Source organism: Streptomyces sp. NPDC041122 (assembly GCF_055592445.1).
The window spans coordinates 438,983-451,773 of record NZ_JBVIYQ010000008.1; the positions used below are offsets into that span (position 1 = coordinate 438,983).

Genomic DNA, 12,791 nt, shown 5'->3' on the forward strand with positions numbered 1-12,791 from the left:
ATGCATCGTACCTGCGGAGGAGCGGCCGGCCGTAGGGTGCGGCACCCACGGATCGGCCGGAAAGGGCCGACGGCGGACGGGGGCGAAGCCGGGCCGATGGTGACCGAACGTGAGCGGACGGCGGCCGACAGCGGTCGGAAAAAGGGTGCCGGAGGCAGAACGAAGCCCCCGATCACGGGGGAACAACCGGGGGCTTCGTGTCTGCGGGCGGTCCCGAAAGACCGCACATTCAGAACGTAAGTCCTGTAAGGGCCCTCGGTCAAGCAGAGTTGAGGCACTCGCCCGAACTTGCGAGATCAACTGGGAGCGCTCTTACGGGGGTTCAGCGGACCGCCGACGGTCCCTCACTCTGCGTGACATTCTGGGGGCCCGCAGGCGCCCCACCGGGCCCGGTCAGCACCTCGTATCCCTCCGGGCACTGCCGTACCAAAAGGTGGGCGAAGGGACGCGAGGGGTCCTCGGCGAAGTGTCGGCGTTCCGCCGGTTCCCAGCCGTCCCAGAAGTCACGCTGTCCCGCCCCGTCCCGGCGGCGCCCCCGCTGCCACGCCTCCTCCCGCGGCACGTCCATCCACAGCACCGCGGCGAGGTGCGGGCGCAGCGCCGCGCGGCCCGCCCCGACGCCCTCGACGACGACCACGGGCGCGGCCGGCAGGCGCGTGTCGGCGGGGCCGAAGCGCCGCTCGTGCCAGTCGTACGTCGCGTAGAGCGCCGTCTCGCCCCGGGAGAGCGGCTCGACGACCTGCCGCCGCAGCCGCTCCGTCCAGGCGAACAGTTCCGTGTGGCTGGCGATGTCGTCGAGCCGCAGGACGGGCGCGCCGCCGAGCGCGTCGGCGAGGCACCGGGCGAACGTGGACTTGCCCGAGCCGGCGTGCCCGTCCACGGCGATCAGCCGGACGGGGCCGCAGGAGGGCGGCAGCCGGCGCAGCGCGTCGGCGAGGCGGGGGAGCGGCGGGTGCGGGTGCTGTCCGGTCATCACGGGCAAGGGTACGGCCGCGCACGACGGGAGCGAGTAGGGCCGCGGAAGGATGTGTTCCGCGCGCCGCCGCAGGTCATGCCATTGGTTGAGGCCAATATTGATGGGCGCGGCAGTGCCCGGAGTGCTGGCAGAAGTCGGCCGGGAACCGCCATAGTTGGCCCACTTCCGCGCACCTGACCCGAGCTTCCGGATCCCGCCGGAAACCACGTCGACTGGGGGTCCCCTCATGGACCGAGCTGGCAGAGCAGGCAAGTCAGACCGAACAGACCGAGCAGACCGAGCGGCCGAACCGCACCGAGCAGACCGGGCGGACGACATGTCCCGCAGAACCGTCCTCGCCACGGCCGCCGCCGTGGCCGCCCTCGCCGCGACCGCCGCTCCCGCCCTGGCGGCCGGGGCCGCCGGCGCCGCGCCGGACCGCAGCCGCGCCCCGCGCGCGGACCGCCTCGTGGACAACCGCTTCTGGGTCACGGGCAAGGACTGGCACACCGGCACCGCCGAGGGCACCGCACCCGTCACCGCGGGCCGCCCCGGCCTGCGGATCGCGCGGCCCGCCGGCCGCACCGACTACACCGACCCGCACACCGGCAAGACCGCCACCTGGGAGTACGCGCGCTGGACGTCGCCCGTCCACCGCTCCACCGTCCCCGCGACGGAGGTCATCGCGTCCTGGAACGCCGCCACCCCGGCGGGCACCTGGCTCCAGGTCGAGCTGCGCGGCACGTACGCGGACGGGACGAAGACGCCCTGGTACGTGATGGGCCGCTGGACCGCGGGCGACGACAAGGAGACCGACATCCGGCGGACCTCGGTCGACGACCAGACCGACGGCAAGTCCACGGTCTGGACGGACACGCTCTCCCTGGACGACGCGGAGGCGGGGCCGCGCGTCGTCTCGTACCAGCTCCGCCTGACCCTGTACCGCAAGCCGGGCGCCAAGGCGACGCCCACGGTGTGGCGGCTGGGCGCGATGGCCTCGGCGGTGCCCGACCGCTTCACGGTCCCCGCGTCGGAGCCGGGCCTCGCCGAGGAGCTGGCGGTACCGCGTTACTCGCAGGAGATCCACGCGGGCCAGTACCCGGAGTACGACAATGGCGGCGAGGCCTGGTGCAGCCCCACGTCCTCGCAGATGATCATCGAGTACTGGGGGCGGAAGCCGACCGCCGAGCAGCTGGCCTGGGTCGACTCCTCGTACGCCGATCCGCAGGTGTGCCACGCGGCCCGCTTCACGTTCGACTACCAGTACAACGGCTGCGGGAACTGGCCCTTCAACGCGGCGTACGCGGCGACGTACCCGGACCTCCAGGGCGTGGTGACCCGGCTCGCCTCGCTCACCGAGCTGGAGTCGCTGATCGCCGCGGGCATCCCGGCCATAACGTCCCAGTCGTTCCTCAAGGAGGAGCTGACCGGGGCGGGCTACGGCACGGCGGGCCATCTGATGACGGTCATCGGCTTCACGGCGGACGGCGACGTGATCGCCAACGACCCGGCGTCGCCGAGCGACGCGGCGGTGCGCCGCGTCTACAAGCGCCGTGAGTTCGAGAACATCTGGCTCCGCACGAAGCGCTACAACGCGTCGGGCAAGGTCGTGTCGGGCACGGGCGGCGTCTGCTACCTGTACTTCCCGACGAAGCTGTCCGCGCGGCAGCGGGCCGCGCTGGCCGGCGTCGGGCTCGGCTGAGCCGTCCGGCAGCGGGCGCCTTCGGCGCGGGCGCCCGCCCCACCGGTCACACGAGCCGCACGTGCCACGCGTGTCGTAGGCGGTGCGTGCGGCTCCAGCGGAGTCATCGTCGGACCGTGTCCGTGCTCAGGGGCGGCGGCTGGTGGGGCCGGGTCGGGCCCGGCCGGTACCGCATCATCACGAACTGGGCGGCGATCTCCGGGAGCGGGCTCGCGGCGGTGGCGACCACCCAGCCGGGCCCGTCCACGGCGTGGTGGATCTGGCGCACGGCGCCGTCCGGGTGCAGGGCGTGCGAACGCGCCGTCGCCAGGTAGATGGGCCCGGCGACGGGGTCGTGGCGGACGTCGTGGGCCAGGTCCACGAGGGCGGGGTCGGCCGGGTGGTCGGTGACGGCCCGCCGGACGGCCGGGCAGGCGCCGCGCGCCCAGTCCTCGGCCCAGTTCAGGAGCGTCTCCTCGCGGGCGCGGGCGTCGAGCAGCATCCACCGCATGATGTTGGCCGGTGGCCGCCGGTCCGGGAAGAGGGACCGGAACTCGGCGTTGCACGCCATGACGTCCCAGTGCTGGTCGACGATGTAGGCCATCGCGCCGGTGACCCCTTCGACGACGGTCCGCCAGGCCGCCTGCACCGGCGCCCAGCCGTCCCAGCCACCGGTGTCCGGCCGCACTTGTCCGTGCACGTGCCCGCGCCCCTCGTCCGTGCCGCTCACGTGATGCCGTCGGCGGAGCGGCATCACTGCGACAGCGTAATGAGGAGCGCCCTGTCGTGGAGCGGGGCTCCGGCGGGGCTCGACCGAGCCACAAGCGGAACCTGACCTACCGGGGGCACAACACGCGCAATATGCGCACCGCGCCCGGAGGTGCCGCGTTCTACGGTCACGTCAGACCTGAACTACGAATGCGGGATTCCTATGGATGTGCAGCAACCCCCGGCCCTGTCGGAACTGAGTGATCTCCAGCGCCGTGGCCGCGCGTGTGTCGCGTGCGGGGTGGCTCTCGACAACGCCACCGCGGTCGACCTGGGCAGCCGCCCGGACGCGGCCGTCGACCACCGCGCCGACGTGTTCCCCCGGGCCTGCCCGTCGTGCGCGGCGGGAGGCGTGACGTGACGCGTGCGACCGTCGCCGAGCGGCAGGGGAAGCTTCTCGACCACCTCGACCAGTGCGGTGCCTGCCGGCGCCTTCAGTACTGCCCCAAGGGCAGGCTGCTGCGACAGCAGGTGCGGGAGGCCCGTGATGCTCTGCGCCCGCTGTGACCGGCCGATCCTTCCGGGGCAGCCGTACACCGTGCATGCGATCCACGGCGCGTCGGCGGGCGGGGCCACCGTCCGGCTCCACGTGGTCTGCCCGGGGGCCGGGGCGCGGCGGTGAGGTCCGGACGGGGTCCCGGGCATGCGTGTGCCCGCCCTCCCCGGAAGGAGGACGGGCACACACCGGGTCAGCGGTCGTCGCGGTCCCGCAGCGAATCGCGCACGCCCTCGGCCTTGTCCCGGACCTCGTCCGCGGCACCCTTGGCCTTGCCCTTGGCCTGATCGGTCTTGCCCTCGGCGGCCATCCGGTCGTTGCCGGACGCCTTGCCCATCATTTCCTTGGCCTTGCCCTTTGCCTTGTCCATGGCGTTGTCGCCCATGACGGCTCCTCTGGTCGGGGTTGCCCCCACGCTAAGAGCTACGGCGAAAGAGCGCATTTCGGGCGAGAGCGCGCCCGGGTCAGGTCGCCGGGGCCACCACCCAGTCCGGGTGCCCCGGCATCGGCGGGGTCTTCGGGCCGTACAGCCACGGGTGCAGGAAGCCCGCCAGGTCCTCGCCCGCGACCTTCGAGGCCAGCTCGACGAAGTCCTGTGTGCCCGCCGTGCGCCCCTGGAAGCCGGACACCCAGGCGCGCTCGATCTTCTGGAACGTCGCGTCGCCGACCTGCTCGCGCAGCGCGTACAGGACCAGGGCCGAGCCGTCGTACCGCATGCGCTTGAAGAGGTTCGGCTCGGTGGGCTCGGCCGGGGCGCCGTAGTCCTTGCGCCACTGGTCGTGGGCCTGGTAGGCGGTCTTCATGGCCGCCTCGAAGCTGTCCCCGCCGTGCTGTTCGGAGTACTCCCGTTCGTAGAAGCGGGCGTGCCCTTCGCTCAGCCACAGGTCGGACCAGCTCTTGAGGGCCACGCTGTCGCCGAACCACTGGTGGGTCAGCTCGTGCACCATGTTCCGCTCGGCGTCCACCCGGGTGCCGAGCAGGTCCGCCTTGGGGACGAGCGAGAGGGTCTGCGTCTCCAGGGCCACGGCGAGGTCGGTGTCGCCGACCAGGAGTCCGTAGCGGTTGAAGGGGTACGGACCGAGCTTCTCCTGCAGCCACTTGAGGTGGTCCGACGTGAGCTCGCGGTACGCGGCCGTCGGCTCGACCAGGTCGTCCGGGACGACGTCGCGCAGCGGGAGGCCACCCGGGCCCTTGCCGTCGATCAGCCGGAACTTGCCGACGGCCAGCTGCACGAGCTGTGTGGAGAGCGGCTGTTCGGAGTCGTACGTCCAGCGCACCCGGCCGTCGGGGCGCTCGGAGCGCGAGGTGAGCCGGCCGTTGGCGACAGCCGTCCGGTCGCCCGGCGTGGTGATGCGGAAGGTGATGGGCGCGCGCCGGCTCGGGTGGTCGTCGGCCGGGAAGATCAACCGGGCGCCGTTCGGCTGCGGATAGACCACCGTGCCGTCCGGCGTGGGGATCCAGCCGTAGTCCTCGATGGCGTCGTCGCGGTGCCGGGTCTGCGTCGGATCGGCGGTGTAGCTGACCTTGACCGTGAAGGAACTGCCCTTCGTGATCGGGGACTTGGGCGTGACCGTCAGCTCGTCGCCGGCACGCGAGGCGCCCGCCGCCGAGCCGTTCACGGTGACGGTGTGCAGCGTGTTGCCGCCGAAGTCCAGATTGAAGCGGGACAGTGCCTGGGTGGAGTGCGCCGTGATGGTCGTCGTCGCCTCGAACGGGGTCTTCGGCGCCTGCCAGTCGAAGTCCAGGTAGTAGTGGTCCACCCGGTACCCGCCGTTCCCGTCCAGCGGGAACATCGGGTCGCCGAGGCCGGGCGCGCCCGGCGAGGGCTTCTCGGCGGTTGCCGGGGCGGCCTGCGAGACCGGTGCGGTGAGGGCGGCCGCCGCGGTGATCGCGGCCGCGAGGGCGAGCCGGCCCCTGCGGCGCGGGCGGGGCGTCGTCCTGTTCGTGCTCATCGGGAACCTCTCGGTCGTACGGTGCGCGGGCGAACGGACGGGAGTGGCACCCCGCCGTCCGTGGTTAGACGCGCGGCACCACGTCCGAGTTGTGGCGTGACCAAGGTCTCTCCCGCGACGGGCGGATGCGGTGGCAAGGTGGAAGGGGTCCCGCGGGGGGAGTCACCGCCGAGGACCGCGTGGGGGACAGCCCTGCCAGCCGAACGTCAGTGAGACAGACATGACCGCGACCTCCGCCACCGCAGTCCGCGCGACCGCCCGCACCGGCGGCCCCAAGGACGACGCGCCGAAGATCCTCGAGCACCTCGCCGGCTGGGCCCTGGTCGTCGTCCTCGCGATGCTCGTCACCCAGACCGGTCTGCTCTGACGCCGCTCGCGTCCGCGTCGAGCCCGGCCCGCCAGTGCCGGCCGGGCACGCCCACCAGGCCGTAGAGCCACCGCACCGGCGAGCGCCGGTGCAGCAGGACCACGCCGGCCACCACCGCGAACAGCGGCAGGCCGAGCAGGCCGCCGACGAGACGCACCAGCACGCTCGCGAAGAGCGCGCCGACGAACGGCAGCCCGTAGACCCCGGCCGCCGCGATGGCGACGCCGAGCAGTCTCGGCACCTTGCGGTCCTCGTCCGCGCCCGGTAGCGACCAGCCCTCCATGAGCCAGCCGATCTCGGTGATCAGCATGGTGCCGATCACCGCGGCCCCGAAGAGCAGCAGCGCCAGGAACGTCCCGGACGTCACGAAGTCCAGTACGTGGTTGACGACGCTGTCCTTCGGCCAGTCGGCGAAGTCGCCCGCGCCGGGGGAGAGGAAGCGCTCGTACCCGCTGCCGTCCCAGCCGTGGATCAACGTCCCGAACAGCAGGAAGTACCCGCCGACACAACTCAGGTACGCCCCGTAGCCGGCGCCCACCAGCACCAGTCCCTGCGCCACCAGGAACCCGAGGACCGCGGCCACCGGGATGCCGCCCGCGTAGAACAGCACGAACCCCGCCCAGACGTCCTTGTGGCCCCCGGCCACGTGCATGGTCGCCCAGGCCGGGTTCTGCCAGAGCAGGAAGAGCCCCGTCGGCACCAGCAGGACGGCGGCGAAGAGCGCGGTGAGGGAGAGGTAGGGGTTGGCGGCGCGGCTGCGGGTGCGCGGGCCCTCGCCCGCGTTGATCCGCTCCCACACCTGCAGCTGCCGCCCGGCCGACACGGCGAACGTCGCGCCGATCGCGTAGGCCCAGAAGAGCGCGGCCTGGATCTGGATCATGCCGAGCCCCTCACGACGCGGCCTTCAGCGAGAGCCCGCCCGCCACGATCGAGTCGGAGGTGACCAGGGCCTGTTCGGCGCTCACGTCGGTCATGAAGACGAAGGGCGGCACGACGGGCGGCACCGGCAGCTTGTCGGGCGTGAAGGTGAGGCACAGGATGCCCTCCAGGCACCCCTTGAACTTGGTCAGATAGAGGGTGACGTCGCCGCTCAGGTCCAACGTGTCGGCGCCCAGGGCGAGTTCCTCGCTGCCGTCCCGCGTCGTGAGCGCGTAGTCGGTGAGCGAGGCGGCCCGCATCCGCAGCACCATGACCTTCAGCGGCCCGTCCGCGGTCGGGATCTCCCGGACGCCGGCCAGCAGGAAACCCTGCGGCGCGAAGAGCGTCGTGGTCACGGTCGGCGGCACCCGCGCCGCCACGATCGCCTCCGAGGGAGCCGCCCGCGCCGGACTCCCGTTCGCCACGAGCCCGGCGACCATCGCCACCGGCAGCAGCACGCCGAGCGTCCGCGTGCCCTGCCCGTCCCGGACCCTGGGGCGCGCCGGATCCTCCTCGGCGTCCTGTGGCACCGGCGTCCAGCCGAACCCCATGGCGCTGCCCGCGATCCCGAGCAGCATGCCGACCAGGAACCCGCCGAGGTTCGTGGCCGCGAACGAGATCACCGACAGGATCAGGGCGTTGACGCTCACGTAGTGGTGCGTGTGCGGCAGCAGCCACAGGAAGAGCCCCGCCACCACCAGCGCGATCCCGATGCCGAGCGCCGCGATCCCCCCGAGTCCCAGGCTGACGAGCACGGTGAGCGGCGAGAGCGGGATCAGGAGCATCTCGGCGCCGCCGAGCATCAGCAGCAGCCCGCCCCAGAACGGCCGGGTCCGCCGCCATCTGCGGACGACCCGGCGCTGCTCGGGCCACGGCAGGCGCCGGTCGAGCGGGCCGCCGCCGTCCTTGCGGAAGGCGCGGACACCGCCTCTGCCGCCGCCGGTCAGAAGCACTTCTTGCCGCCGAGGCTGACGTCGACCCGCATGCCCTTGAGCCGGAAGTTGCCGCCGGTGGCCGACCAGGCGTGCGACTTCACCCCGGCCACCTCGATGTCCCCGGCCTGCAGCCCGAACTTGCCCTTCTCGCCCTTCACCCCGGCCACCTCGTCGAGCGTCGAGGCGTCCCGGCCGATCTCGGCCGTGCCGAAGCGGGCGTCGCCGACCAGGTCCTCGCCGTCGATGATCAGGTTGCTCGCGGTGACCTTGCCCGCGTCGCCGCCCGCGGTCAGTTTGAACACGACGGTGCCGACGGGGGTCTTCACCTCGGCGGCCTGGCAGATGTCGGAGAGGGTCGCGTCACCGATCCCGAGGAGCGCCACCGGGTGCCCCTTGCCGTCGATGTCGCGGTCCGTCTGGACGTACGAGGACAGGCCCTCGCTGGTCAGTTTGCCGGACGAGACCTGGAAGCTGGTGCCGGAGACGGCGAAGGACGCGGCGAGCGCGCCCTCGGCCATCACGGAGGCCATCACACCGACGGCCAGGACGGCCGGCAGAGCCACCACGGCCGTCTTCTTCCAGGAGGTCCTGCCCTCGCGTAACGCGGTGCGTGCTGCGCCCACTGTCTTCCTCCCGTACGTCGTTCCGCGTCGTCAAAGCGTGCGTAAGGGGAGTGCGTGAAGTGCCGTCGTGAGCCCGGCCGGCAGGAGGCACTGGTCTGCCATACTGCGGACATCCCGAGGCAGTTGGAGACTAGGGCCGAAATTGAATAATAGTCAACAGCGCGATACCGGCCGCTCCGCGGCGCGCCGCGCCGAGCTCATCACCATCGGCCGGAAGCTGTTCGCCGACACGTCCTACGACGCCCTGTCGATGGACGACATCGCGAAGCAGGCGGGCGTCGCCAAAGGGCTGATCTACTACTACTTCAAGTCCAAGCGCGGCTACTACCTCGCGATCATCGAGGACTCCGTCGCCGATCTGGTGGCCCGCGCGGGACGCCACGACGACCTGCCGCCCGTGCAGCGGGTGCGGCGCACCATCGACGGCTATCTGCGCTACGCCGAGCACCACCAGGCGGCCTACCGCACGATCATCAGCGGCGGCGTCGGCTTCGACGCCGAGGTGCACGCCATACGGGACGGTGTGCGCGAGGCGCTGATCGCGGCGATCGCCGAAGGCGCGTACGGCCGCACGGACATACCGCGCCTGGCGCGCACCGCGCTGCTGGGCTGGCTGTGCAGCGTGGAGGGGGTCACGCTCGACTGGATCGGCCACGGCGAGCTGACGCGCGAGACGGTCGGCGCGCTCCTGGTGCGCACGCTCGGGGACACGCTGCGCGTCATCGAGGACTTCGAGCCCTCCTACCCCGCGCCCCCGCGCCCCTGAGCGGGCACACGGAAACGGGGCGGGAACCGGCCGGTTCCCGCCCCATGTCCGGTGTGGGCAAGGTCAGTTGATGGCCTTGATCAGCTCACCGCCGGACGTGTCGCCGCTCAGCTCCCAGAAGAAGGTGCCGCCGAGCCCCTGCTGGTTCTTGTAGTTCATCTTCCCCGCGATGGTCGCCGGGGTGTCGTAGCTCCACCAGTTGGTGCCGCAGTGCGCGTACGCGGTCCCGCCGACCGTGCCGTTGGCCGGGCACTTGGTCTTCAGTTCCTTGTAGTCGTCGATGCCCTGCTCGTACTTGCCCGCGGCGGGACCGGTCGCGGTGCCGCCCGGCTCCTTCTGCGTGACACCCGTCCAGCCGCGGCCGTAGAAGCCGATGCCGAGCAGCAGCTTCTGCGACGGGACGCCGAGCGCCTTCAGCTTCTTGATGGTGGCGTCGGAGTTCCAGGACGCCTTCGGGATGCCGGTGTACGCGGTCAGCGGCGAGTGCGGGGCGGTCGGGCCCTTCGCGTCCCAGGCGCCGAAGTAGTCGTACGTCATCGGGTTGTACCAGTCGACGTACTGGGCCGCGCCCGCGTAGTCCGCGGCGTCGATCTTGCCGCCCGGCTCGGCGTCCGCCGGTATCGCCGCGGTCACCAGGTTCTTGGAGCCGAACTTCGAACGGACCGCGGACATCAGGTTCTTGTACGCGGCGCGCCCGCTGGTGTCACAGGTCAGACCGCAGGCGTTGGGGTACTCCCAGTCGATGTCGATGCCGTCGAAGACATCGGCCCACTTGGAGTTCTCGACCAGGTCGTAGCAGGACTGGGCGAAGGCCGCCGGGTTCTTCGCCGCCTCGGTGAAGCCGCCCGACCAGGTCCAGCCGCCGAAGGACCAGAGGACCTTGAGGTTCGGGTGCTTCTTCTTCAGCTTGCGCAGCTGGTTGAAGTTGCCGCGCAGCGGCTGGTCCCAGGTGTCGGCGACGCCGTCCACGGACTGGTCGGCGGTGTAGGCCTTGTCGGTCGCCGCGTAGGCGTCGCCCATCGTGCACTTGCCGCCCTGGACGTTGCCGAAGGCGTAGTTGATGTGGGTGAGCTTGGCGGCCGAACCGGACGTCTCGACGTTCTTGACGTGGTAGTTCCGGTCGTAGACGCCCCATTCGGTGAAGTAGCCGACGACCTTGGAGCCGGCGGCGGCCTTCGTCGCAGCGGGGGCCTTGTCCTGCTCGGCGGCGGCGCTGCCCGCGCCGGCCAGCAGACCGGCGCCGAGGACGGCGCAACAGGTGGTGGCCAGGAGCGCCCGGAAGGGGGCGCGGGAGGTGTGCGGTCGGAGCATCGTGTCTCCTCGTGGGGGGAAACAGGGAGGGGGAAGTGGTGCTGTGGACCTGCGCGTGACACTTGGCATGAACGCGTTAAGACGCTCGGGGGAACAGTAGGAGGACTAGACCAGTGCGGTCAATGGTTCGTACCAATCGGGTCGCGGTCGTCGATCTTCGGCTATCTTTCGAGTAAGCGGTCGTTAACTAGTGACGGGCTGCCGCCGATCGGGCATACTCAACGCGCCACAGCCGCTGGTCAGCTGCTTCCGTGACCCGGGAGGAGACCCTGGCTCGGCACGTTTCCCGGCGGCGCCGCCCCACCCAGCGCGGGCGTCCGCCGCAGCCCCACAGGGAGGAGAGCGTCATGCCCGACCACATCACGCAGTCGGTGGAGCGGCAGCTGCCCACGGATGAGGCCAGGGATCTGCTCTCGCTGGTCCGGGACATCGCCCAGCGCGAGATCGCCCCGAAGGCGGCCGAGGAGGAGGACGCGGGACGCTTCCCGCGCGAGGTCTTCACCCTGCTCTCCGAGTCGGGCCTGCTCGGACTGCCCTACGACGCGGAGTTCGGCGGCGGCGACCAGCCGTACGAGGTCTATCTGCAGGTCCTCGAGGAGCTCGCCGCGGCCCGCCTGACCGTCGGTCTCGGCGTCAGCGTGCACTCCCTGTCCTGCCACGCGCTCGCGAACTACGGCACCAAGCAGCAGCAGAGCGACCATCTGGCCGCCATGCTCGGCGGCGGTCTCCTCGGCGCGTACTGCCTCTCCGAGCCGGCGTCCGGGTCGGACGCGGCGTCGCTGCGCACCAAGGCGGTCAGGGACGGCGACGACTGGGTCATCTCCGGCACCAAGGCGTGGATCACGCACGGCGGCATCGCCGACTTCTACACGGTGATGGCCAGGACCGGCGGCGAGGGCGCGCGCGGCGTCACGGCCTTCCTGGTGCCGGGGGACGCGGCGGGCCTGAGCGCGGCGGCCCCCGAGAAGAAGATGGGCATGAAGGGCTCGCCCACCGCCCAGGTCCACTTCGACGACGTGCGCGTGCCGGACGCCCGGCGCGTCGGGGACGAGGGGCAGGGCTTCGCCATCGCGCTCTCCGCGCTCGACTCGGGGCGGCTCGGCATCGCGGCCTGTGCGATCGGCGTCGCCCAGGCGGCGCTGGACGAGGCGGCCGGGTACGCCGCGCAGCGCCGGCAGTTCGGCAAGCCCATCGCGGACTTCCAGGGGCTGCGCTTCATGCTCGCGGACATGGCGACGCAGATCGAGGCGGGGCGGGCGCTCTATCTGGCGGCGGCCCGGCTCCGTGACGCGGGACGGCCGTTCGCCAAGCAGGCGGCGATGGCCAAGCTGCTGTGCACGGACGCCGCGATGAAGGTGACGACGGACGCCGTGCAGGTCCTCGGCGGGTACGGCTACACCGCGGACTTCCCCGCGGAGCGCCTCATGCGCGAGGCCAAGGTGCTGCAGATCGTCGAGGGCACCAATCAGATCCAGCGCATGGTCATCGCACGTCACCTCGTGGGTCCCGAGTCGCGGTGAACTGACCGCGATGCACCGGCGGCGCCACGAGCCGCACCCACTCCGGGTCGTGGCGCCCGGGCAGCGTGCGGCCGCGGTCGGCCCAGTGGCGCAGCAGCGCACCGTAGATCGGCGGATCCGGGAAGTGCGGCTGCTGGTAGGGCTGATAGGTCTGGTACGGCTGGTGGGGGGCCTGGCCCGGCTGCTCGTACGAGGGCGGCTGGTACGGCGGGGTCCGGTCCGGCGGGGGCTGATACGCGGGGGCCTGGCGCCCGGACGGGTGGGCCGCCTGAGGTGATGGCTGGTGCTGGGGCTGGTGCGCGGCCTGGTGGGACGACTGGTGCTGCGGCTGGTATCGCGGGGGTTCCTGAGGCCGCTGGGGAACCGATTCTGCGGAGGCGGGCAACGCCACCAGGGTCCGTCGTCGACGGCCGGTGGGCAGGTGTGCCGGGCCCGTGTCGGTACCCATGTCCGTGGGGGTCATGCACACCCAACGTCCCGGGATGCCGGGAAGTCACCG

At 71.8% G+C, this 12,791-nt stretch carries 14 protein-coding genes; 5 read left to right on the forward strand and 9 right to left on the reverse strand.

The window, feature by feature from the left end; genetic code table 11:
• Positions 1 to 322 precede the first annotated feature (322 nt).
• Complete coding sequence (locus ACZ6B8_RS28690) at positions 323 to 973, reverse strand: uridine kinase family protein (RefSeq protein WP_471609131.1); 651 nt, start codon at positions 971 to 973, stop codon at positions 323 to 325.
• A 319-nt stretch (positions 974 to 1,292) separates the two neighbouring features.
• Between ACZ6B8_RS28690 and ACZ6B8_RS28695 the strand changes: the two genes are divergently transcribed.
• Complete coding sequence (locus ACZ6B8_RS28695; protein WP_471609132.1) at positions 1,293 to 2,657, forward strand: peptidase C39 family protein; 1,365 nt, start codon at positions 1,293 to 1,295, stop codon at positions 2,655 to 2,657.
• Positions 2,658 to 2,760: 103 nt separating this feature from the next.
• Here ACZ6B8_RS28695 and ACZ6B8_RS28700 read toward each other — a convergent pair whose 3' ends face one another.
• The gene (locus ACZ6B8_RS28700; protein ID WP_471081159.1) at positions 2,761 to 3,336 is read right to left on the reverse strand and encodes an MmyB family transcriptional regulator; all 576 of its coding nucleotides are present in this window, start codon (positions 3,334 to 3,336) and stop codon (positions 2,761 to 2,763) included.
• Positions 3,337 to 3,761: 425 nt separating this feature from the next.
• Here ACZ6B8_RS28700 and ACZ6B8_RS28705 point away from each other — a divergent pair, with 425 nt between their 5' ends.
• Positions 3,762 to 3,911, forward strand: coding sequence for a hypothetical protein (locus tag ACZ6B8_RS28705; RefSeq protein ID WP_471081162.1), 150 nt, complete (start codon positions 3,762 to 3,764; stop codon positions 3,909 to 3,911).
• A 182-nt stretch (positions 3,912 to 4,093) separates the two neighbouring features.
• Here the strand turns inward: ACZ6B8_RS28705 and ACZ6B8_RS28710 are convergent, their stop codons facing one another.
• Positions 4,094 to 4,285 (reverse strand): CsbD family protein, encoded by a 192-nt coding sequence (locus ACZ6B8_RS28710; protein ID WP_471081165.1) that lies wholly within the window; start codon positions 4,283 to 4,285, stop codon positions 4,094 to 4,096.
• A 79-nt stretch (positions 4,286 to 4,364) separates the two neighbouring features.
• Entirely contained in the window at positions 4,365 to 5,852 is a 1,488-nt protein-coding gene (locus ACZ6B8_RS28715) for a M1 family metallopeptidase (protein WP_471081168.1), read from the reverse strand.
• Between the two features lie 220 nt (positions 5,853 to 6,072).
• On the opposite strand from ACZ6B8_RS28715, the gene ACZ6B8_RS28720 reads away from it, so the two are divergent.
• Positions 6,073 to 6,219: an SCO1431 family membrane protein gene (locus tag ACZ6B8_RS28720; protein ID WP_355819425.1), complete on the forward strand. Its 147-nt coding sequence runs from the start codon at positions 6,073 to 6,075 to the stop codon at positions 6,217 to 6,219.
• Here the strand turns inward: ACZ6B8_RS28720 and ACZ6B8_RS28725 are convergent.
• The 3 genes from ACZ6B8_RS28725 to ACZ6B8_RS28735 are packed head-to-tail and all read right to left on the reverse strand — an operon-like array spanning position 6,197 to position 8,638.
• Positions 6,197 to 7,099: a hypothetical protein gene (locus tag ACZ6B8_RS28725; RefSeq protein ID WP_471609133.1), complete on the reverse strand. Its 903-nt coding sequence runs from the start codon at positions 7,097 to 7,099 to the stop codon at positions 6,197 to 6,199. The genes ACZ6B8_RS28720 and ACZ6B8_RS28725 overlap by 23 nt on opposite strands.
• Positions 7,100 to 7,109: 10 nt before the next feature.
• Positions 7,110 to 8,090 carry a DUF6114 domain-containing protein gene (locus tag ACZ6B8_RS28730; protein ID WP_471609134.1) on the reverse strand — a complete coding sequence of 327 codons (981 nt, stop codon included), beginning with the start codon at positions 8,088 to 8,090 and terminating at the stop codon, positions 7,110 to 7,112.
• On the reverse strand, positions 8,081 to 8,638 hold the full coding sequence (locus ACZ6B8_RS28735) for a DUF6230 family protein (RefSeq protein ID WP_471081176.1): 558 nt from the start codon (positions 8,636 to 8,638) through the stop codon (positions 8,081 to 8,083). The genes ACZ6B8_RS28730 and ACZ6B8_RS28735 overlap by 10 nt, the downstream gene beginning before the upstream one ends.
• Positions 8,639 to 8,837: 199 nt before the next feature.
• Here ACZ6B8_RS28735 and ACZ6B8_RS28740 point away from each other — a divergent pair, with 199 nt between their 5' ends.
• Positions 8,838 to 9,461, forward strand: coding sequence for a TetR/AcrR family transcriptional regulator (locus ACZ6B8_RS28740; protein WP_471609135.1), 624 nt, complete (start codon positions 8,838 to 8,840; stop codon positions 9,459 to 9,461).
• Positions 9,462 to 9,524: 63 nt separating this feature from the next.
• On the opposite strand, the gene ACZ6B8_RS28745 is transcribed toward ACZ6B8_RS28740, so the two are convergent.
• Positions 9,525 to 10,772 carry a glycoside hydrolase family 18 protein gene (locus tag ACZ6B8_RS28745; RefSeq protein ID WP_471609136.1) on the reverse strand — a complete coding sequence of 416 codons (1,248 nt, stop codon included), beginning with the start codon at positions 10,770 to 10,772 and terminating at the stop codon, positions 9,525 to 9,527.
• A 347-nt stretch (positions 10,773 to 11,119) separates the two neighbouring features.
• Here ACZ6B8_RS28745 and ACZ6B8_RS28750 point away from each other — a divergent pair, with 347 nt between their 5' ends.
• Positions 11,120 to 12,292: an acyl-CoA dehydrogenase family protein gene (locus ACZ6B8_RS28750; protein ID WP_471081185.1), complete on the forward strand. Its 1,173-nt coding sequence runs from the start codon at positions 11,120 to 11,122 to the stop codon at positions 12,290 to 12,292.
• On the opposite strand, the gene ACZ6B8_RS28755 is transcribed toward ACZ6B8_RS28750, so the two are convergent.
• Positions 12,255 to 12,740 carry a hypothetical protein gene (locus tag ACZ6B8_RS28755; protein ID WP_471609137.1) on the reverse strand — a complete coding sequence of 162 codons (486 nt, stop codon included), beginning with the start codon at positions 12,738 to 12,740 and terminating at the stop codon, positions 12,255 to 12,257. The two genes, ACZ6B8_RS28750 and ACZ6B8_RS28755, sit on opposite strands and share 38 nt — an antisense overlap.
• Positions 12,741 to 12,791 lie beyond the last annotated feature (51 nt).